Source organism: Cryomorphaceae bacterium (genome assembly GCA_007695365.1).
GTDB lineage: Bacteria > Bacteroidota > Bacteroidia > Flavobacteriales_D > SKUL01 > SKUL01.
On record REDV01000043.1, the window covers coordinates 1 to 20,079 of the forward strand.

Sequence of the window (20,079 nt, forward strand, 5' to 3'; positions counted from 1 at the left end):
CGAGTGTGACTACACCATTACGCGCATCTGGACTGCTACCGATGATTGTGGAAACACCGCTACCACCATGCAGGTAATTACTGTACAGCCGGGTGAGGAGAGCGATGCAGCACCGTTTGATGCTGTTGACGTAACCAACGGCGACATTCTGCTCACAGCATTCCCCAATCCTATGGTAAGTGAAGCCAACGTTCGATTTGCCATTCCTTACGAGAGCCGCGTGCGCATCGAGATCTACAACCTCGAAGGCAAAATGATGGAAGGTCTCTTTGAAGGACGTGTTCCTGCTGAGCAGGAGTACCTGCTACCTCTGAACGTATCCAGCTTTAACCAGGGTATGTACCTCTGCAAACTGGTAACCGAACGCGAAACAAAAGTTGAAAAACTGATCATCGTTCGATAGTTGGTTTTTGATTGAAAAAAGAAAAGGGCTGCCCTCGGGTGGCCCTTTTTTTATGCGTGACTGCAGATTCACGATTACGAGCAGACAGTATCACACACATAGGGTTAATTTTGCATCAGCCCATGAACAGGATTCTTTATTATCTCGTACTTCTGCCCGTTTCCAAACTTCCCTTTGGGGTACTGTACGGGGTTTCGAACGTGATTGGGTTCCTGCTTTACCATGTGATCCGCTACCGCAGAAATGTGGTCCGAAACAATCTGGTGAACGCATTTCCCGATAAGCCGTTGAGTGAAATCATCGCCATCGAGAAGAAATTCTACCTGCACTTGTCAGATTTGCTGGTTGAAGCCATCAAAATGTTTTCCATCACCGAGGCCGAAATCTCCAAACGTTTTGTAGGCCGGAATATGGAAGAACTCGACCGGCTTTTGAGCCTCAACAAAGATGTAATACTCACCGGCGGTCATCTCAATAGTTGGGAGTACCTTGCTCTTTACGGAAATGCTTTGACGAAATTCAGAATGGGTGGTGTGTACAAATCGCTTTCCAACCCGTTTTTCGAAAAAAAGATGCGAGAGGCACGCGAGAAATTTGGTGTTCTGCTTATTCCAACCGAACAGGCTTTTCATTTCTTTGAGCAGCCGCGCGACGAGCGGGTGGTGATGATTTTTGCCACGGATCAGTCGCCACGAAAACCTGAAAAGGCCTATTGGACCACTTTCCTCAACCAGGAAACAGGCGTACAGCCGGGTGCAGAAATTTTTGCCCGGAAATACAAATTGCCCGTGGTTTACGGCGCGCTCTACAAAGACCGCCGTGGATATTACTCTATTGGCATAGAACATATCTGCGATCACCCGGACGAGCTTCCCGAGCGAAACGCCATCATGGAGAAAGCCACCCGATTACTCGAAGCCCGTATTCTGGAAAACCCGGAGTACTGGCTTTGGTCGCACAAGCGCTGGAAACACAAAAAACCCGAAAATGTCTGATCGCTATATCCCTCTAGCGGAGCGAATCCGGCCCAAAAACCTCGATGAGTACATCGGGCAGCAGCACCTTGTGGGCAAAAACGGCCCCATACGCCAGATGATAGATAGCGGAGCCATACCCTCGCTCATTCTCTGGGGTCCACCCGGCACCGGAAAAACAACACTTGCCGAAATCATTGCACAAAACACGGGTCGCAGGTTTTTTAAGCTCAGTGCTGTGAGTTCCGGAGTGAAGGATGTACGCGATGTAATAGATCAGGCTCAAAGGCAAGACCTTTTTGCGGGCAAAGCTCCCATCCTGTTTATTGACGAAATTCATCGCTTCAGCAAATCACAACAAGACTCACTGCTGCATGCTGTTGAGCGCGGAACCATTACACTTATCGGGGCTACCACCGAGAATCCTTCATTTGAAGTGATTTCCGCGCTGCTGTCCCGCTGTCAGGTTTATGTGCTAAAAGCATTTGAGGCCGCATGGCTGGAAGAGTTGCTGAAACGCGCCCTCACCAAAGACGAAATTTTGAGCAAGCGGCAGATAGAGGTGAAAGACGACAAAGCACTGATGCGCTTCGCCGGAGGCGATGCCCGAAAAATGCTCAACTTGCTGGAGATAATTTGCAATCAGCAGCAAGGCAAGGTGAGGATTGACGCCAAGACCCTGGAAGAGCTTGCCCGCAACAATCCCACGCTGTATGACAAGGACGGCGAGCAGCATTACGACATTATTTCGGCATTCATAAAGTCCATCCGCGGCAGCGACCCGAACGCGGCAGTGTATTGGCTGGCCAGAATGATTGAAGGAGGAGAGGACCCGAAGTTCATCGCACGCCGACTGATTATCCTCGCCTCTGAGGACATCGGAAATGCCAATCCAACCGCGTTGGTTATTGCCAACAATACCTTTCAGGCGGTGCAGGTAATTGGTATGCCAGAATCCAGGATTATTCTCTCGCAGTGTGCCACCTACCTAGCCTGTTCCGCCAAAAGCAATGCCGCATACCTTGCCATCGGAAAGGCACAGGAGCTGGTGCGCGAAACCGGCAACCTGCCCGTTCCCATGGCGCTCAGGAATGCACCAACCCAATTGATGAAAGAACTCGGGTATGGAAAATCCTACCTCTACCCGCACGATCACCCCGGCAACTTCGCGAGAGCTCAGTATCTCCCTGAGGAAATCAAAGGGACGATTCTATATCAACCCGGCGAAAACGCCCGCGAACGAGAGTTTCTGCAAAAACTTCATGCATGGTGGGATGGCACGTATGGCTATTAATTGCACCCTGAAACGCGTCCAACTATTCAAGTTGTTTTTCGTAACATTACCAGCTCATGCAAAAATCTATGAACCGGTTTATTGGCGTTCTGGCACCGCTTCTTCTTGCCGTGCTTATGATGGCCAGTTGTAAAAAAGAGAATGACCGCACCAACTGGAATGTGGACGTGCTTGCCCCCCTTCTGTACACATCGCTAACGCTGGAAAACATTATTCCTGATTCGCTTCTGAGCTACGACGAAAATGAGTTGGTATACCTGAGCTACAGCGATACCATTCTCCGATTCAATCTGGATACGCTGATTCAGATTCCCGATACCGCCATTGTGGAGTCATTCTCCATGCCCATTGGTTTGCCAAATGCGCCTCCCGGGGCACAGATCACTAATATTCAGGATGAGATCATGCTCAATGCCAATAATGTAGAGCTTAGAAAGGCTGTGATTCGGGAAGGAATTATTCAGGTGAAGGTTACCAGCACCTTCGAAGCGCCCATATTGTGCACGTATTCAATCCCGTCAGCAAAACTCAACGGTACACCGCTCGAAATTGAGGTGGTGATTCCGGGTTCAAGTGAGTTCTTGTTGCCCGTAGATGTTAGCAATTATGAAATAGACCTCACTACAGGCAGCCAGCCCTTTAACCGCATTCCCACCGTGCTCACGGTGCGCACCGACCCGAATGGGGGTAATGTGGCTCTGAGTATAGGGCAGGGTTTTGAGCTTGAAACATCTTTTATCGGTGTGATTCCGCGATTTGCCGAAGGTTATTTCGGTCAGCAAACATCCAGTAGCGGGCCTGAGGTGGAGCAGTTTAACGCCTTCAATATCATTGAGAGCGGAAGTATTGACCTGGAGCAGGTGTACGTAAACCTTGAAATTAGAAACGGAGTAGGAGTGGATATTCGTGCAAACATCCATGAATTCAACGCGATAAATAGCCAGACGGGAGCCAATATCGGTTTGAATCACTCCATCTTGCAAACTCCGGTGAACCTGAATCGCGCTACCTATTCGGGCAGCCAAATAAACTACAGTTCCTATACAGTGGAACTGGATCACACCAATTCCGACATTAAGCAAATGCTCGAAAGCTTTCCGAATGCCATTTCTGTAGCTGCTGATCTTGAGCTTAATCCACTGGGGAATGTGTCGAACCACCACGACTTTGCTTTTGACAACAGTACCATTGAAGGGCTCATTGACGTGAATATTCCGCTTTGTTTGATTGCCGAGGAGCTTCAGCTTGCCGACACTTCTGACTTTTCTGTGGGCGAAGACGATGCCCTGCAGAACGTAAATTCAGGCAAACTTACCCTTCAACTTACCAATGGGTTCCCGCTTGAGGGATGGTTGGGTCTCATTGCCATCAACGGCGATGAAGGCACGGTGTTGCTGAACGACGGACACTTTCCCGCGGCCATCACCAATGCTGAAAATGTAGTGATTGCGCCGGTTTCGCAGCAAATCAATATCACCCTGGATGCGGGCCAGATGGAAAAACTCCGAAATGCCACACAGCTCAGCATTCGCGCGCGGTTCTCAACCACGGGTCTTACCCAACACGTAAAACTCTACCGTCACTACAAACTGGACGCAAAACTTATCGCTGACTTTAATTACCATGTTAACAATTAGAGCCTTATTCATATTGCTGGCGGTGGTATGCGGACTCAACACGGCATGGGGTCAGCAGTTGCTGCTTACTAACCCGGATTCGTTGGAGCGAATGTTTGAGAAGTATCGCTTTATCACCATTTTGGATGGGGCGGGGCATCAGCAGAGCAACAGTATCAATAACCGCATGGTCAATGCCTTCTTGCGAAACAGTTTTATTGATGATGACCTGAAAAACGAGCAAAACCTTCAGGATGAAAACAACCTTATGGGCGCAGGATACCATGTGGGCATTATGCAGTTTGTATCGATGAAAAAACTGTTGGGTAGCACCCGCTACGGACTTGTTTTGTCGGCATCGTTTCATCAGGATTTGAGTGTAAGATTTAACCGCGACCTGTTCAACCTCACTTTTTATGGCAACAGCAATTATGCCGGGCAGTTCGCCGATGTGTCGAATACAGGTTTTCGGTTTGTAAGTACTGCACAAGCTTCCATGGGTTTCTATGAAAAGAGAACCATGAGCTATGTGACGGTTGGAGTCATTGGTGGCAACCAGTTTATTGACCTTGAAACGGCTCAAAGCGGAATCTATACCGCTGAAGATGGTTCATACATTGGTGCCAACCTGGATGGACGTTTGATTGTGTCAGACACTTCCGGGGCCGCTAACCTGAAGGGGGTAGGGGGGGTTATTAATTTTGAGGTAAACATGCCCATCAGGTTCGCAAGCAGGCCTGATAAACCTTCCTGGCTTCGTGTAGGAGGGCGCAACGTGGGGTTGATGAACTGGAATGAACAAACGCTGCATTACCGCGCTGACAGCTCCTACCAATATGAAGGGTTTTTGATAGACGACCTTGCGGGCTTCAATAACATTGAAGACCAGCTCGATAACGTAGTTGATTCACTGCTTCCGGGCGCCGAGCGCAGAAATTTTCTCCTTACCACACCGGGTTGGTTGTATGTGAGTTGGTTTTCGCCTTTGGGTGAGAAGCTTTATTATGACGTAACACTGCGCAGCCGCATCAACGCTTTTCACCTGCCCGAAGCCACAGTGGGACTTACCTATAAATCGGGTGCTAAGTGGATGGCAGGAGCCAATCTCACTTATGGTGGTTATGGAAGTCTGAACGGTATGGACGGACTTCGCGCAGGCATTACCGGAAGCACCATGGTGGGCGAGCATTTTATGGTGCAGCTAGAATCCACACATGTTTCAGGTTGGTTCAATGGCCAGGCCCGCGGAAGGAATCTTTGGCTGCGGTTGATGATGTTTTTCTGAGCACCGGTTTCTTGCTTTGAGGCCGTCCGATTTCGAGCAAATAATACGGCCCGTCGGGCAAATGAAAATATGGCCCGTTGAAATCGTTAACCGACATGGCGCCTTGCCATGGCATGAGGAATACCCCGTCCTCGGTAAATTGTTCATCAAGGTCGTCAGTGGTGACCAATGTGGCCGGCTCTAAATGTGGGTGAAGCGATGAGATCATCAAAGACTCAAAAGGCAATGCCCAGACTACTTTTAGGTTGCGGTTCATCAACTCACCGCGGTCGTAAACGGCTTTTCGCGCTGATTGAGACTTGGCGTCCACCAATAAGGCCTCGATAGTGGCATAGCGCTTCTCGTAGATTTTTGAGGCGAAAGAAATCGCTCTGAACTGAATGAACAAAACAAGGATGAAAGGAATAGCAAGTAACCTTACCCACGAAGCAGGTAATCGCTTGAGCTCAAAAAAGAAGGCAAATGAAATTACCGTTGCCAGCGGAAGAAAATTCTTTTCCATCATGACAGCAACATCACCTTTGTACCAGGTAAAGCCTGTGAGAAGAACAAAACCAATCACCCATCCCAAGGTCAGGAAAAACAACCATAAAGCATTTCGTTTTGCTTGCCAATAAAGGGTTAGGGTAAGAATAATCCATGCAGGAATGTACAAAGTAGTATCGCGAATGGTGTGCCCCCATAAGAAGTCCAATGAAGGCAATTCTTCTCCGCGGAGTCCGATGGACATACCTTCAAGAATTGAACTGTAAAGCTCACTTTCATAGCCCGTAGGTGGCATAATCCATTTACCGGCAATCGCCCAGCCTATGGTTACCACAGCCCAACCCATCACCGCCTTTTTAGGATATCCATTATCCAGATACATCACACCAAGTAGAAAGAGTATTACCAGCACTCCAACCGGGTGCGCGAGCATAGCGGTGATGATTAGGGTAGCACCAACGAGAAAACGCGTGGGGTCAATAATGCGGGGTGGGTCCGTGAGTGCTACGAACAAAAATGGATAGATGAGCAAATAATGCAACTCCAGCACCATACCGTAAAAGGTGTAGCGGGTGCAAAGCACCACAGCCAGTACACACGCAGCGGCAACCCAGGGTTTCCGGAAAACATGTGCACAAAGTGCAAATACAGCCCAGGGCACCAGCACATGAGCCACACTTGCTACCAGTAAAAGTGTTTTCAGGTCGTAGCCGAACACCCTAAACAGCTTTACGAGCGCCTGTGGAATGATGGCAGAATAGCGATTGGCCTCGATGTTCCACTCAGAAACCTGAATCCACTTAAATACCTGAAAGGCAGAATCTACATAGCCCACACGCAAAGGCATGTGGACAATGGATAGCACGAGCAATGCAGCAAACAACAGGTGCCCGAAAATGATGTAGAGCAACCAACCTTGGGATGTGCTTTGCTTCATGGTTTATCGACCAATGATAATGCGGGTTTTGTAATGAATTCCGCCCAAACTCCTCAGCTCGAGCATATACATTCCGGCCGGGACATCAAAGTGCAACGCAGTCAATCCACTTTCGTCTCTTACCGCTTTTCCTGGTCTGCCAGTAATATCCCAGAGTACAGCTTCTATAAGGAGTTCATCTGAATCAACGAAAAACAGTCCTGTGGAGGGATTGGGATACACAGTTACTTTTGCCGAAGCCAGCTCTGGTGTGGAAACAGGGTCAAAATCTTCAATAACAGTCTCATCCTCCGTCTCACCCTCAAGATTGGTGCGCACAAGAAAAACATCCCGACTTCCCTGACCAAAGGAGAGAGTATATCCTACCAGAATAAAACCATCATCAAGCAAACCAAGACTGTATCCTTCATCATCCTCAATACCACCGAAAGTTTTTCCGAAGTCAAAGTCACCACTGGGCAAACTGCGCAGGAGAAACAAGTCTTTTCCTCCAGCACCCGAAGTTTCTGCGTAACCCACGGTGATGTACCTTCCGTCTGCAAGTTGTATATGCCGATAGCTTTCCTGGTTGTCAATTTGGCCCCAATTTCTGTACCACTCCTCTCCCCCCGAGTCATCCACTTTCAAATGCCATGCTTCAAAGAAATCCTCAAAACTCCGCGTCATCCCCACCATCGAAAAGCCACCATCATTGGTAACAATCACGTCGCGAAGTTCATCAGAGCCCTCACCGCCGTATGTTTGCAGCCACAGCAGGTTGCCGCTCTCGTCGTAGCGCGCCAAAAACCCATCGGTTTCTCCATTTTCGGCCAATAGCGAACCAGTCATGGCAAAACCGCCATCCGGAACCGGAGTTGAAGCCCATCCGTCGTGCAGGCCTGAACCTCCCAGGGTACGCTCCCAAATAATCTCTCCATCCGAGTCGCACAAAATAAGCCAGGCATTTCCGCCGGGTTCTTCAACGCTGAAGGTCTGACCTGTGATCAGCATGTTGCCGTTTTCGAGCAATTTGATATCACTGAAAAAATCCCAGTCCGTACCTCCATAGGTTTTGCGCCATAACTCGGTTCCTTGTTGGTCAGCGCGAACCAGCAACGCGTCGTAGCCTCCTACGGCATCAACATTGGTGAATCCTACAATCAGCAAATCGCCGTCTTCATCCACCTGCATATCAAGCGCTCTGAAAATTCCGCCATCACCAATCAGGGCAGACCACGTTCGGTTTCCCAATCCATCGGTTTCAAAGAGGTAAATACTGGAGGCATCTACACCGAAACTACCGGTTGATGCCGCTACCACAAATCTGTTTTGATCTAACACCCGAACAGTTACGCCGGTGTCGTCTAACTCACCACCATACGTTCTGCGCCAGGTGATTTGAGCTTCGGTAATGGTGCTTTGCAAAAAGAAGATCAGCACCCACAAAAGAGTTATCTCGGCTCGTCGATGACCCTTGTAAACAAGGTTGTGTAACCTACGCCGTGAAGTAAGCACTATGTTTAATGTTGTCATCAAAAGGCTTCAAATATAACCTTTCAGCCAACGCCAAAAAACCCACGCCTCACAATGACCCAAATTGTCACCACCGCTGCCGTCTTCGTCCAACCTGCTCGTTAAAGTAGTAGCGCAAATCGAGGGTAAGGTAAGTGCCGTCCAACGGGGTTTGTACACTTGCATCCTGAAAAGACCCGCGAAAGTAATTGATCTTGGTATCGGCAATGGGCCAGGCCGATTGGTGATAGGTAAGCCCAATGTAAAAGGTGCCACTGTTTAAAGACCTGTATTCTACGCCTACGTTGGCAAGGGCGGCTCCGCTTACTTTGCGGATGGCAGTGAAATTATCAAAATAGCGGGTGCCATTGGCTATGGATCGCGCCATAAAATCTAGCGACACACCCAGAGAGGTGTTCATGTAAAAATCCTCGCCCAGCCGAATATACACCAACGCAACCAGTGGTATTTCATAGCCTGTAAGTCCAAAATCAACCGACGAGGTTACCGCCGAATCAACGTCGGTAACATCTACCTGGTAGAAGCGACGAACGTAGTTGATACCCGTTTCAATGGCAAAGCGCTGGGTGAAATTCTTACGCACAACCATCCCAAACGAATACCCGAATTTGGGATTGATAGCCACGCGCATAAACTCGTTGTCCTCTCCCGGTGTTCCGCTCACTTCAATGGTTGTGCGCTGCGGAACGTTGGTTGGTATCAAGGGACGAAAATGAAGCCCTGCCATCCAAAAGTTGTAGTCATCCGCCTGCGCTTGCAGATTCCCGACCATTGAACAGGCCATGGCCACTAACAAAAACCATTTCCGCTTAGCCACTGATTCTTAACCGTTGTCCAACCCGCAAGGTACTGTTTCTGCGGATTGCGTTCAATTCACAAATTTCCTGAATGCTAACGCCGTATTGCTGGGCTATCTTGTGCAAATAATCACCTTTCTCCACGCGGTGAATGGTAACGTTGGTGGTGCGCCCTACATACCAATGCGGCGTTTTGTGCAACACGAGGGTATCTCCAACAAGCGATTGGGTGCGGAAGTCAATAAGATTCTCGGGATTGACAGGCTCTCCGCGAAACCGCACTTCAAAGTGGAGATGACTTCCGGTTGAGCGCCCTGAGCTTCCTCCCAAACCGATCACATCGCCGGCCTCCACAAAGTCACCGGCTTTCACTTTGAAACGGTGCAGGTGAGCGTACAGTGTTTCCAAACCATTGTAATGGCGGATGACTACTACACGACCGTATCCGCCATAGAACCGGGCCACCCGCACCTGACCGGCAAAAGCAGCGTGCACAGGATCCCACACTTCCAAGTCCACGTCAATGCCCGAATGTCGCCTGCCATAGCGCCAGCCAAAGCGCGAAGTAACCGGCCCGCTGTGGGGGTGGTAGTAATCGCACGACCACAAGGTGTCACGCAGTTTGAGGTAAAAACCCGTGTCGGGGTTGGTGTGGTTGAGCTTGTAGGGATGGGGGATTTCCTCATTCCACTCTCCGTAAAGCGAATGAGCAGGATGGGGTGAATCATGCGGAACTTCGGCAGCAAAAATAGAATGCCGTGCCCGCTGGTTCTCCAACATGGTGATGTAGAGATTGATTTCATTGATCAAAGGGTAGGGAACTTCACTCAGGGTGAAGAGTGAATCTATGAGTGAGGCTACCTGAGCACGGGAAAGGTCACCCACCGATTGAATCAATTTTAGCTGGGCAACCCGTTCGGGATCAAAATCATCGGTTAGCAGCAGCGAATCGAGTTGGGCGTTGTAACCGCGGTCAGGAAAAAAAGAGGGGCGCTCAATCAGCAGACTGTCTCCGTACATCACCACCGCCGAGGCCGTGTCCTTGCGCGTTTCGTGCCCGCCTGCCATCGGGTTGGTGCCGGCAAACAACCAGCCTGCCCACAAACTGAGTATGAGAATCAGCGCTTTTTTCAACCTCATTCCTGATAAGATGCACGAAAGTAAACAACAGGAACGGTTTTCAGTAAGTATGCTTGTGGCCATTATTCAAAGCCCATTGTGAAATTACCCCGCTTTGATGGCCCCAATAATGGCCAGAACGATTGCCAAAAGTGTGAATATCAGCACAAAATTCCGGAAGTATGTGTTGGGGATAAATCTGCTGCGGTGTTTTCCAATGGCCTGGTAGTTGAGGGAATCTGCCGCTTTAAAATCCACTTTTCTCACTCCAAAAAGGTGGCGTTGCTGCCCCTCGTCTTCCTGGTCGCGCTCGTAGTGTATGCCATTGGCAGCAAGCAAAATTTCAAAATCATCGGCCACGTCTTTATTGCCGTAAAAGAACACCACGTAAGCCGGGTTGGTAGGGTGGTCGCGGTGATTGGTAAGATTCAGCAGTGCCATTTCACGTCAGGATTCTATCCAGTTGGTCACATACTCGAGCGGTTTGCGGTGGCTTTTAGGCCAATCTGAAGCGGGATAGCCGAGGTAGATATACCCCAAAGCCTGATCGTCGGGAGCATCCAGTCCGAGTAGTTTCTTTGATGCATCGCTAAAAGCAAAACCTCCGGAACTCCAATAACTCCCCACGCCATACGCCGCAGCGTGCAACATCATGTTTTGCACCCCGCAGGCCACGGCCATTATCTCTTCAATTTCCGGGATTTTACCTGATTCCTGCCTTTTCATGCCCACGCCTACAATCACCGAAGTAGCCTCTGCGCGCGTTGCATAGCGGTTTACCTTGTGCTCAGAGAAACGATCTTCGGGCGTGTTTGCGCGATAATAGGCCTGCTGGGCCTCGGCCACGCGCATGGTTTCGTTGCCCATAAAAACGGTAAAGCGCCAGGGCTCTGTTTTGCCGTGTGTGGGGGCCCAAGTAGCCGAACGCAGAATGTTCTCTACAATTTCGCGGGCTACCTTGCGGGATGAGTATTGTTCGGGGTATATGGTGCGACGGTCTTTAATCAGATCGGCAATTTCACTCAGGTTGTACCTCATGCTAGTCTTTTTTCCATTTGATACTACAACCCATACTGGGCTCTTGTTGCCAGTCGATGATTTCTCCGCGAAGCACAGCATCCAGAGCCCGCCGCATGTCTGCACCACTGAGCGGAATATCGTTGCCAGGTGTGGAGCCATCCAGCCTGCCGCGGTACACGCACCGACCAGCGGAGTCGAAGAGATTAAAATCGGGTGTACAGGCAGCTTCGTAGGCTCTCGCCACATCCTGCGATTCGTCGAAGAGATAGGCGAAAGGAAAATCTTCCTGTTCGGCCAGCTCTTTCATTTTCTCCGGAGAATCGGCCGGATAGCTTTCTGCATCGTTGGCGCTGATCGCCACAAATCCAATTCCTTTTGGCATGTATTCCCGGGCCAGTCTGATCAACTCTTCGCGCACATGAATCACATACGGACAATGGTTGCAGATAAACATCACAAGGGTGCCTTTTTCTCCTCGAATGTCGGCAAAGGTTTTTTGCTCCCCTGAAACTACATCGGGAAGCCAGAAGTCAGGGGCTTCGAAACCAAGCTCTAAAGGGGTTGTTTGCGTAAGTGCCATAGCAAGGGTTTTAGACTGGCGAAGTTATTAATTCTATCTTTGTACTTATGCCTGCACGCCTGTTATTACTCGTCTTTACGGTTCTTATCGGTACGGACATCTGCGCCCAAAAACTCGATTCGCTGATGATTCGGCGCATCTTTGACGAAGCACTTACCCGCGGTCACAGTTACGACAACCTGCGCGAATTGTGCAAAGACGTAGGGCATCGTCTTACCGGCTCGGAGGGCGCCAAAAAAGCCGAGCAGTGGGGCGCCAACAAGATGCGTTCTTACGGTTTCAAAAACGTGGAGCTTCAGCCCTTTGAAGCACCTTATTGGGTGCGTGGCGATGTGGAGCGAGGTCATTTAAACAATCCTCACCGCGTGCTGAATATTTCTGCGCTTGGTGGGTCTGTGGGTACCAATGGCCCGCTTACGGCAGAGGTGATTGAGGTGTCTGGAACGGCTCAACTCGAAAAGATGAACCCTGCAGACATTGAGGGGAAATGGGTTTTTATTAACGCTCCGATGAATCCAAAGTTGATCGACACTTTTCATGCCTACGGACCTTGCTCTCGGGAGCGCTGGGTGGGTGCTGCGGAATCGGCCCGCTTTGGAGCCGCCGGGGTGCTGTTGCGCTCAGTTACCTTGCGCGCTGACGATTTTCCGCATACGGGTGTGATGGGATACAACGACACCATTCCCAAAATTCCTGCCGTGGCCATCAGTACCAACGACGCCCATCACCTGAGTAATTTGCTTCGAAAACAAAAAGTTACCGCCACTGTTGAACTGAATTGCGAAGACCGCGGAACCACCACGGCCCACAACGTAATCGGCGAAATTAAAGGCAGGGAGCACCCCGAAAAAATCATTGTGGTGGGGGCGCACCTTGATTCCTGGGATATTGGCGAAGGGGCCCACGACGACGGCGCAGGAGTGGTGCAGGCATTGGAAGTATTGCGTCTCTTCAAGGCCATGGAGTACGGCCCGAGGCACACCATTCGCTGCGTGTTGTACATGAACGAGGAGAACGGTGCGGAAGGCGCCAAAGCCTATGCCGATAGGGTGAAATCCAAAGGCGAAGTGCATTTGGCGGCACTTGAAAGCGACCGGGGAGGATTTACTCCACGTGGGTTTTCGGTGGATGCCCGCGACGACCAACGCGAATATTTGCAGCAGTTTAAAAAATTGCTTGAGCCGTATTTTCTTCATCTGATGGAGCCGGGCTACTCGGGTGTGGATGTGGGTTTTTTGCGCAACGGCGAAACCACGCTCATTGGTTTTGTGCCCGACAGTCAACGGTATTTCGACGTGCACCACAGTGCCAACGACGTGTTTGAGCAGGTAAACAAACGAGAATTGGAGTTGGGAAGCGCGTCTATCGCGGCGCTCATTTACCTCATTGATCAATACGGACTGCCCCAAAAAGTGGCACCCTAATCCCAAAAAATCTTATTGATTATCGCCGTTATGGTGTTTTGCGTACCTTCGGTGTATGCGATTTTTCTCCAATCCGTACAAAGGTCCTTCGGGTGCGGGCGATGAGCCGCCCATTAAGCTTTCGCAGCGCACGCGTTGGCTGGTATTGATTTCGTTTTTGGCGGGTGCCTTGCTGTTGGTAGATCAGCAGTTAGAGACCGAGTTTGTAGCTGCCCCTATTGAAGATATTGACCTTTCATCCCGGAGGGTGAGCACGGCCAAGGGAGGTTTTTTGGCGGAATTTGAACACTTGGGTGGGCCCAAACTTGAGACCGGTGAGTTGGTGGTGATGGAGAGAAGCCGGATTACCAAAACCGTGGTGGCTTACCGGAGCTACGAGGCCGTCCTGGTAGATACGCCCCGCGAAAACATCTTTACCTACTGGCCACTTACGTTGGCTCTTGTAATCACTTCGTTGGTCTTGGTGGCAGGTTGGAACCGCATCGGTATCCGTATTGAACTGCTGGCTATTAACTTGATTCTACTGATAGTGGTGTCGGTTTTCTACTTTATTTCGAGATGAAGTGCTGCGCGCTTTTTTTTTTGAATCAGGAATTACTCCTGGCCGGGTTTTGTGGTAAGTGTAGTCACAGAGCTACCAGCGAAGGCGATTCGGTGTGCTAAAGTCAAACCTATTAGTCAGTACAAAAAACCGAAGAGCCAGAGCGGGATTTTGTTTTTGAATCCGTACTCGATATTGTCGGCCGCAATATAGGCCTCCTGAATTCCCTCAAGTTGCATGAAATCCTTGCCTTTACCACCGATTTCAAAGGTGTAGCGTTCGTCAACCAAAAAATCGCCTTTACCGGGGTATTGTAAACGATGGCTGTATGAAAGCTGATTGGCGAAGAAAGTTTCGCGCAAGCTACCGGTGTTTATGCCTTCGCCCGAGAGGGCGTACATCAGGTTGGTGTTATCAGGATAAATCTTGAGGGGCTTTTGAAGCTTGCTGATTCCCTTCGTCTCTTTGAACAGGTTTCGGGTAAGTTTTACTTCGTCCAGGTAATGTAGGTAAGACAGCAGCGTAATGCGTTGCATACCCATTTTTGCGCTCAACCCGGAAACGTTTGGTACAAATGGAACGGATTGCGACAGGATGTACAACAATTGTTTTATTCGGTGTACGTAGCTGATATCCACCCCGCGCAACAGCGGCAGCTCTATCTCAAGAATCATATTGACCACTTCGCGCAGTTTCATGTAATAGAGGTCGGGCTGCTCGTAGTAGAAGGGAAAGTAACCATGTGCGAGATAATTCCCGAAATGGGCAAGAGGCTTTATGCTCTGGATGATTTCGGGCACAACCTCATGGTGGTGGTTCAGCGCATCCGTTAGGGATATCCGGACAGGTTCTTCTCCTGTTTGTAATGCCAGGTATTCTCTGAAAGATAAACCTTGAAGCTCATATACCACGGCCCGGCGGCTAAGATCGGCACGGGCATTCAAAATATCGAGCAGGGAAGAGCCTGTGAAAACAATTTTTAAGTCAGGATAAGCATCGTAAATGTTCTTCAGTTCCTCCGACCAATTCGGGTAGCGGTGTACCTCATCCACAAAAAGGATTTTGCCACCGTACTTTTCAAAGGAATCAACAAGATCCATAAGTGTGCAATTGGCGAGCAAAATGGAATCCATTGATACGTACAATAACGCATGAGCCTGCTTGCCTGATTTGAGTTTGATGTATTGCAGCAACAAGGTGGTTTTACCAACTCCGCGAGGTCCTTTGATTCCGATAAGGCGGGCATTCCAGTTTATTTCGCCCATGAGGCTGCGAACAAATTTGACAGAAGTACTTTTGACTAGCTTATTGTGCTGAGCGTAGAGCTGTTCGAGTACGGTTTGCATCCTGCGAAGTTAGATTATTTGTTTGTTGTATCAAACAAAAGGTGAAATAAATGTTTGATGCAATATACAAAACATTGCTAAAATGCTTCGTTGCGAAAACAAATTGCAGTTCCTCGTACTCAGTTTTATCCCGGAAGAGTCAGTGAATATGAAGGTGTCAGGGTAAGCATGAACCGCATCGGTATCCGCATTGAACTTCTGGCTGTTGACCTGATTCTACTGATAGCGGTATCGGTGTTTTACTTTATTTCGAGGTGAGTTATGCCATAAAGTTACAGCAAGAGTTTCTCACGCCAACACCCACAAAACGATGGCTACCAACGCCGGAATGGCCTGAAACACAAAAATCTTTTTGCTTGCGCTGAAGCCGCCGTAAATACCGGCAACAGCTACACACCCCAAAAAGAAAAGCGCAATGTTTTTTGACCACACGCTATCGGTCACAAGAAGAGACCAGATAAGTCCGGCGGAAAGAAAGCCGTTGTAAAGACCCTGATTGGCCGCCAGCACTTTCGTGGGTTCAAACAAATGAGCAGGAAGCGATCTGAAGGTGTGTTTGCCAATGGTTTCCCAGGCAAACATTTCGAAATACATGAAGTACAGGTGCTCTATAGCTACAAGGGCGGTTATAATTTTTGCAGCAGTTACCATGTGGTTGGTTGTTGGTAGCAATGATTTTAACTCCTCGTAAATATGGGGAATTAATTAGTGAGCGGGTTGATAGTTTAGATTCGGCCACTCCTTACACACTTTTCAGCGAACGAAACTTACTCGTAGTGCGCAAATCACTGTAGCGCGGGTCGGTGAGGAGGGCGGCCTTTTGCATGAGGGTGATATTGGCAATTAGATCGTCTAAGTGCATTGATGAATAGCACTTATGCTTTTTTTATTTACTATTCAATTTTATTGCCCTTCACAAAGTCCCTGAAATTTTTTCGGTTAATGACTGCTGTCTTTGCATTATAAGTGAGGACAAAACGACGAGGAATTTTTGCTTTGTTCTTTTCCCATTTAAATTCAAAACCAAATATTTGGCCGTCTTTGTCTTCTATCAAATCAATTTCTTGGTGATCCCGTGTTCTCCAAAAGTACATTTTAGCGAATGTTTCCTTGTAGGCGTGTTGCTTGAGCCGTTCCGCGACAAGGAAATTTTCCCATAAAGCTCCTTTATCGACCCTAAGGTTAAGCGGACTGAAGTTTCCGATTATCATATTTCGGATGCCGTTGTCATAGAAGTAGATTTTTCGGTTTTGTTTGATTTCGTTGCGCAAATTTCTGCTGAAACTGTTCAACCTGAAAACGATATATCCCTTTTCGAGGATGCTGATGTAGTTCTGTACGGTAACTTTGTTGATTCCAACTATTTGTGCAAGTTCATTGTAGTTCACCTCACTTCCTAATTGCAATGCCAGGGCTTGTATGAGTTTTTCTAACACTTCTGGTTTCCTGATTTCTGCAAACGCCAATAAGTCCCTGTAGAGATAGCTGTTTACAAGATTTTTAAGGATGTTTTTCTCTTGTCCGGGGTTGTTGATTACATCCGGGTAGAAGCCATATAATAACCTGTTGTCCAGTTGTTGTTCCGACTTTAAAAATCCTATACTTTGTTCGTACTCTTCCCAACTAATTGGAAACATCTCAAACTCCCACTTTCTGCCTGTAAGGGGTTCATTGATTTGATTTCCCAAATCAAATGATGATGAGCCGCTTACCAGGAGTTGAACGTGTTTAAACTGGTCTGTAATGATTTTAAGAGTGAGCCCAATATTGGGAATTCGCTGTGCTTCGTCCAGAAAGACCAGATCATGTTCGGCTATGATGGTTTTGATTTCTTCCGTGTTGGGATTTGTCAGCAATGTACGGATGGTCGGATCATCGGCATCTAGAAACAAGTACTCCGTTTGTTCAAGGATTTTTTTAAGTAAGGTGGTTTTACCTACTTGCCGTGCCCCGAACAGTAAGATCGCCTTACCACTTTTTAGTTTTCTCTTAATGGCCGTTTCGAGGGTACGCTGGATCATTTTTTCTTTCAAATATACGGCAATTGGCTATCGTAATGACTAATTGTTGCTATAATTAGTCATTACGATATCGTGCTGTCGAAAAAAATGGTTTTGTTTTCGTTGTGCTTCGTGGGTGTAAAATACAGAAAAACAATCTTGTGGTGGGGTTGTTTTTCCAACGCCTCCCATCACCACCTCCTTCTTCTTTTCCTCGCTCCGTTTCGATACACCTTCCTCAACACTTTTCAACGAACGGAATTTACTGGTGGTCCGCAAATCACTGAAGCGCGTGTCGGGGATAATGGCGGCCTTTTGCATACTGGTGACTTCGATGCTGTAGTAGCCGAATTCCTCGCTCACTTTTCCGGTGACGATTTGCACTTCGAATGCATGTGAGCCGTTGTAAAGACCCTGATTGGCCGCCAGCACTTTCGTGGGTTGAAACAAATGAGCAGGAAGCAATCTGAAGGTGCGTTTGCCAATGGTTTCCCAGGCAAACATTTCGAAATACATGAAGTACAGGTGCTCTATCGCTACTATGGTGGTTAAAATTTTGGCGGCAGTTTCCATGGGCTTGGTTGTTGCAATCAATGATTTTAATTTCTCGTAAATATGGGGTATTTATCATAGAGCAGCCTCATAGAGTAGATTCGACCGCCCTTTACAAACTTTTTGGGCACCGATGTTTACCTTCTTGAATTTCTGCCCCGAATAGTCGATTTCTCATTTTCGCACCAAAACTTCGCCAAATACTTACTTCGTCCTCCACACCGAAATTCCCTTATATTTGCCCAACCCTAGTTGAATGAAGCCCATCACCATCCTAAACAGCGAGCAGTTTGCGCTAACCATCAAGAGGCTTTGCTTTCAACTTATTGAAAATCACGAAAATTTTGAAGAGTCTGTTATCGTAGGTTTGCAGCCTCGCGGGGTTTTGCTTGCCGACAGACTGGCGCAATCACTGCGGGAAATTCTGCAAACACCGCAAATTTCCTGTGGTCATCTCGACATAACTTTTTACCGTGACGACTTTCGCCGAAAGGAAAAGCCGCTCGCCGCAAGTCCAACCACCATGGATTTTACGGTGGAAGACAAACGAGTAATCCTTGTTGATGACGTGCTTTTTACAGGGCGCACCATTCGCTCCGGTCTGGAAGCACTTGTGGATTACGGAAGACCGCGCTCCGTGGAACTGCTCGTGCTGATTGACCGGCGATTTAAAAGGCAAATTCCCGTTCAGGCCGATTACGTAGGGCGCTGGGTAGATAGCATTGCCGCGCAGAGAGTGGGCGTAGAGTGGGCCGAAAGCGAAGGCAAAGACAGGGTAATCATGCATACAACAGATGAACAATGAAAACGTTGCGTGTAAATCACCTGCTCGGAATCAAAGATCTTCAGCCGGAGGAAATTCAACTTATTTTCGAAACCGCCGACCATTTTAAGGAGGTCATCAACCGTCCCATTAAAAAGGTTCCTTCGCTGCGCGATATCACCATTGCCAACCTGTTTTTTGAAAACTCCACGCGAACCAAGCTCAGTTTTGAGCTGGCAGAAAAGCGCTTGTCGGCGGATGTGGTGAATTTCTCCTCGTCCAGTTCCTCTGTGAACAAAGGCGAAACACTGATTGATACCGTGAATAACATCCTCGCCATGAAAATTGACATGGTGGTGATGCGGCATCCCAATCCCGGTGCGGCTCATTTTCTATCTACAAGGGTAAACTCGCGCATTGTAAACGCAGGCGACGGCACGCACGAACACCCCACACAGGCCCTGTTGGATGCTTTTAGTATCCGTGAAAAAACCGGAGATGTGGCGGGTAAGAAGGTGTTGATTGTGGGCGACATCCTGCACTCGCGTGTAGCCTTGTCTAATATCTATTGTTTACAAAAGCTGGGTGCTGAGGTAAAAGTTTGTGGTCCGTCTACGCTGATTCCTAAATACATCAAATCACTGAATGTTGATGTAGAGCCCGATTTGGAAAAAGGATTGAACTGGTGCGATGTGGCCAATATGTTGCGCATTCAGTTAGAACGTCAGGGTGGGGGACATGCCTATTTTCCTTCGCTGCGCGAATACACCATGATGTACGGCCTGAATAAGGAGCGCCTCGACAGGCTGAACAAGGAAATCACCATCATGCACCCCGGGCCTATCAACCGCGGAGTGGAAATTACCAGTGATGTGGCAGACTCTGACCATTCCATTATCCTGAATCAGGTAGAGAACGGAGTGGCCATACGAATGGCAGTGCTTTACCTGCTGGCTTCAAAAATTGAGCGCTCGTAGCGCGGTGTTGAAAATTATCTATCTTTGGGGAGACTAAACCTGTTAAAATGAACTTTGAGGTCAAGAATGAAGAAAAGCACGCAATGGTGCAATCTCATGTAGAGAAACTCGACTCAATGAACGCCCCCGATCTCAAGTCGGAGTTGGTGATGCTCAACAAAAACGGTGTGCGAAACATCGTTCTCAACCTGGAAAAAACACGCTACTGCGATTCCAGTGGTTTGAGCGCCATTTTGGTGGGTAACCGCCTTTGCAAAAACGCCAACGGTACATTTGTGGTAACCGGATTACAATCAACGGTGCAAAAAATGATCACCATTTCTCAACTTGACAGTGTACTCAATATTACCCCTACCCAAAGCGAAGCCGTTGACCTCATCATGATGGAAGAGGTGGAGCGCGAATTGGGGGATGACTAATGAATTCGTTGAAACCAAATAACCTGTAATACCT

21 protein-coding genes are annotated in these 20,079 nt (G+C 48.5%); 10 read left to right on the forward strand and 11 right to left on the reverse strand.

The features are described 5' to 3' along the window. From EA392_01715 to EA392_01735, 5 genes are all read left to right on the forward strand, one after another. The coding region (locus EA392_01715) for a T9SS C-terminal target domain-containing protein (protein TVR41317.1) at positions 1-403 on the forward strand (403 nt) is incomplete at its 5' end. A 122-nt stretch (positions 404-525) separates the two neighbouring features. Then, positions 526-1,398 (forward strand): lipid A biosynthesis acyltransferase, encoded by an 873-nt coding sequence (locus tag EA392_01720; protein TVR41318.1) that lies wholly within the window; start codon positions 526-528, stop codon positions 1,396-1,398. Beyond that, a complete protein-coding gene (locus tag EA392_01725; protein TVR41319.1) occupies positions 1,391-2,671 on the forward strand; it encodes a replication-associated recombination protein A in 1,281 nt (426 codons plus the stop codon). The genes EA392_01720 and EA392_01725 overlap by 8 nt, the downstream gene beginning before the upstream one ends. 56 nt (positions 2,672-2,727) lie before the next feature. After that, positions 2,728-4,308: a hypothetical protein gene (locus EA392_01730; protein TVR41320.1), complete on the forward strand. Its 1,581-nt coding sequence runs from the start codon at positions 2,728-2,730 to the stop codon at positions 4,306-4,308. 13 nt (positions 4,309-4,321) lie between these two features. Beyond that, complete coding sequence (locus tag EA392_01735) at positions 4,322-5,572, forward strand: hypothetical protein (protein TVR41321.1); 1,251 nt, start codon at positions 4,322-4,324, stop codon at positions 5,570-5,572. Here EA392_01735 and EA392_01740 read toward each other — a convergent pair. From EA392_01740 to EA392_01770, 7 genes are all read right to left on the reverse strand, one after another. Further along, positions 5,517-6,995 (reverse strand): hypothetical protein, encoded by a 1,479-nt coding sequence (locus EA392_01740; GenBank protein TVR41322.1) that lies wholly within the window; start codon positions 6,993-6,995, stop codon positions 5,517-5,519. The genes EA392_01735 and EA392_01740 overlap by 56 nt on opposite strands. A 3-nt stretch (positions 6,996-6,998) precedes the next feature. Then, the gene (locus EA392_01745; GenBank protein TVR41323.1) at positions 6,999-8,507 is read right to left on the reverse strand and encodes a T9SS C-terminal target domain-containing protein; all 1,509 of its coding nucleotides are present in this window, start codon (positions 8,505-8,507) and stop codon (positions 6,999-7,001) included. A 67-nt stretch (positions 8,508-8,574) separates the two neighbouring features. Beyond that, positions 8,575-9,291 (reverse strand): PorT family protein, encoded by a 717-nt coding sequence (locus tag EA392_01750; GenBank protein TVR41324.1) that lies wholly within the window; start codon positions 9,289-9,291, stop codon positions 8,575-8,577. A gap of 25 nt (positions 9,292-9,316) precedes the next feature. Next, a complete protein-coding gene (locus EA392_01755; GenBank protein TVR41325.1) occupies positions 9,317-10,507 on the reverse strand; it encodes a LysM peptidoglycan-binding domain-containing protein in 1,191 nt (396 codons plus the stop codon). A gap of 21 nt (positions 10,508-10,528) precedes the next feature. Beyond that, on the reverse strand, positions 10,529-10,864 hold the full coding sequence (locus EA392_01760; GenBank protein ID TVR41326.1) for a hypothetical protein: 336 nt from the start codon (positions 10,862-10,864) through the stop codon (positions 10,529-10,531). A 6-nt stretch (positions 10,865-10,870) separates the two neighbouring features. Then, positions 10,871-11,542 (reverse strand): nitroreductase, encoded by a 672-nt coding sequence (locus tag EA392_01765; GenBank protein ID TVR41327.1) that lies wholly within the window; start codon positions 11,540-11,542, stop codon positions 10,871-10,873. Further along, positions 11,463-12,023, reverse strand: coding sequence for a thioredoxin family protein (locus tag EA392_01770; protein ID TVR41328.1), 561 nt, complete (start codon positions 12,021-12,023; stop codon positions 11,463-11,465). The genes EA392_01765 and EA392_01770 overlap by 80 nt, the downstream gene beginning before the upstream one ends. A 47-nt stretch (positions 12,024-12,070) precedes the next feature. Between EA392_01770 and EA392_01775 the strand changes: the two genes are divergently transcribed. Together EA392_01775 and EA392_01780 are read left to right on the forward strand one after the other, a co-directional pair. Then, complete coding sequence (locus EA392_01775; protein TVR41329.1) at positions 12,071-13,447, forward strand: peptidase M28 family protein; 1,377 nt, start codon at positions 12,071-12,073, stop codon at positions 13,445-13,447. Between the two features lie 55 nt (positions 13,448-13,502). Continuing rightward, complete coding sequence (locus EA392_01780) at positions 13,503-14,009, forward strand: hypothetical protein (GenBank protein TVR41330.1); 507 nt, start codon at positions 13,503-13,505, stop codon at positions 14,007-14,009. 116 nt (positions 14,010-14,125) lie between these two features. Here the strand turns inward: EA392_01780 and EA392_01785 are convergent, their stop codons facing one another. The 4 genes from EA392_01785 to EA392_01800 all read right to left on the reverse strand — a co-directional run bounded on the left by EA392_01785 (position 14,126) and on the right by EA392_01800 (position 17,907). After that, entirely contained in the window at positions 14,126-15,334 is a 1,209-nt protein-coding gene (locus tag EA392_01785; GenBank protein TVR41331.1) for an AAA family ATPase, read from the reverse strand. Between the two features lie 288 nt (positions 15,335-15,622). After that, on the reverse strand, positions 15,623-15,985 hold the full coding sequence (locus tag EA392_01790) for a DUF1304 domain-containing protein (protein ID TVR41332.1): 363 nt from the start codon (positions 15,983-15,985) through the stop codon (positions 15,623-15,625). A gap of 242 nt (positions 15,986-16,227) precedes the next feature. Next, the gene (locus EA392_01795; GenBank protein ID TVR41352.1) at positions 16,228-17,355 is read right to left on the reverse strand and encodes an ATP-binding protein; all 1,128 of its coding nucleotides are present in this window, start codon (positions 17,353-17,355) and stop codon (positions 16,228-16,230) included. Between the two features lie 39 nt (positions 17,356-17,394). Further along, complete coding sequence (locus EA392_01800; protein ID TVR41353.1) at positions 17,395-17,907, reverse strand: DUF1304 domain-containing protein; 513 nt, start codon at positions 17,905-17,907, stop codon at positions 17,395-17,397. 235 nt (positions 17,908-18,142) lie between these two features. On the opposite strand from EA392_01800, the gene pyrR reads away from it, so the two are divergent. Genes pyrR through EA392_01815 form a run of 3 tightly spaced genes read left to right on the forward strand, consistent with a single transcriptional unit; the run spans position 18,143 to position 20,045 of the window. Beyond that, positions 18,143-18,691 (forward strand): bifunctional pyr operon transcriptional regulator/uracil phosphoribosyltransferase PyrR, encoded by a 549-nt coding sequence (gene pyrR / locus EA392_01805; protein TVR41333.1) that lies wholly within the window; start codon positions 18,143-18,145, stop codon positions 18,689-18,691. After that, positions 18,688-19,626: an aspartate carbamoyltransferase catalytic subunit gene (locus EA392_01810; protein TVR41334.1), complete on the forward strand. Its 939-nt coding sequence runs from the start codon at positions 18,688-18,690 to the stop codon at positions 19,624-19,626. The genes pyrR and EA392_01810 overlap by 4 nt, the downstream gene beginning before the upstream one ends. A 47-nt stretch (positions 19,627-19,673) precedes the next feature. Beyond that, positions 19,674-20,045 carry an anti-sigma factor antagonist gene (locus EA392_01815; GenBank protein TVR41335.1) on the forward strand — a complete coding sequence of 124 codons (372 nt, stop codon included), beginning with the start codon at positions 19,674-19,676 and terminating at the stop codon, positions 20,043-20,045. Positions 20,046-20,079: the final 34 nt, after the last annotated feature.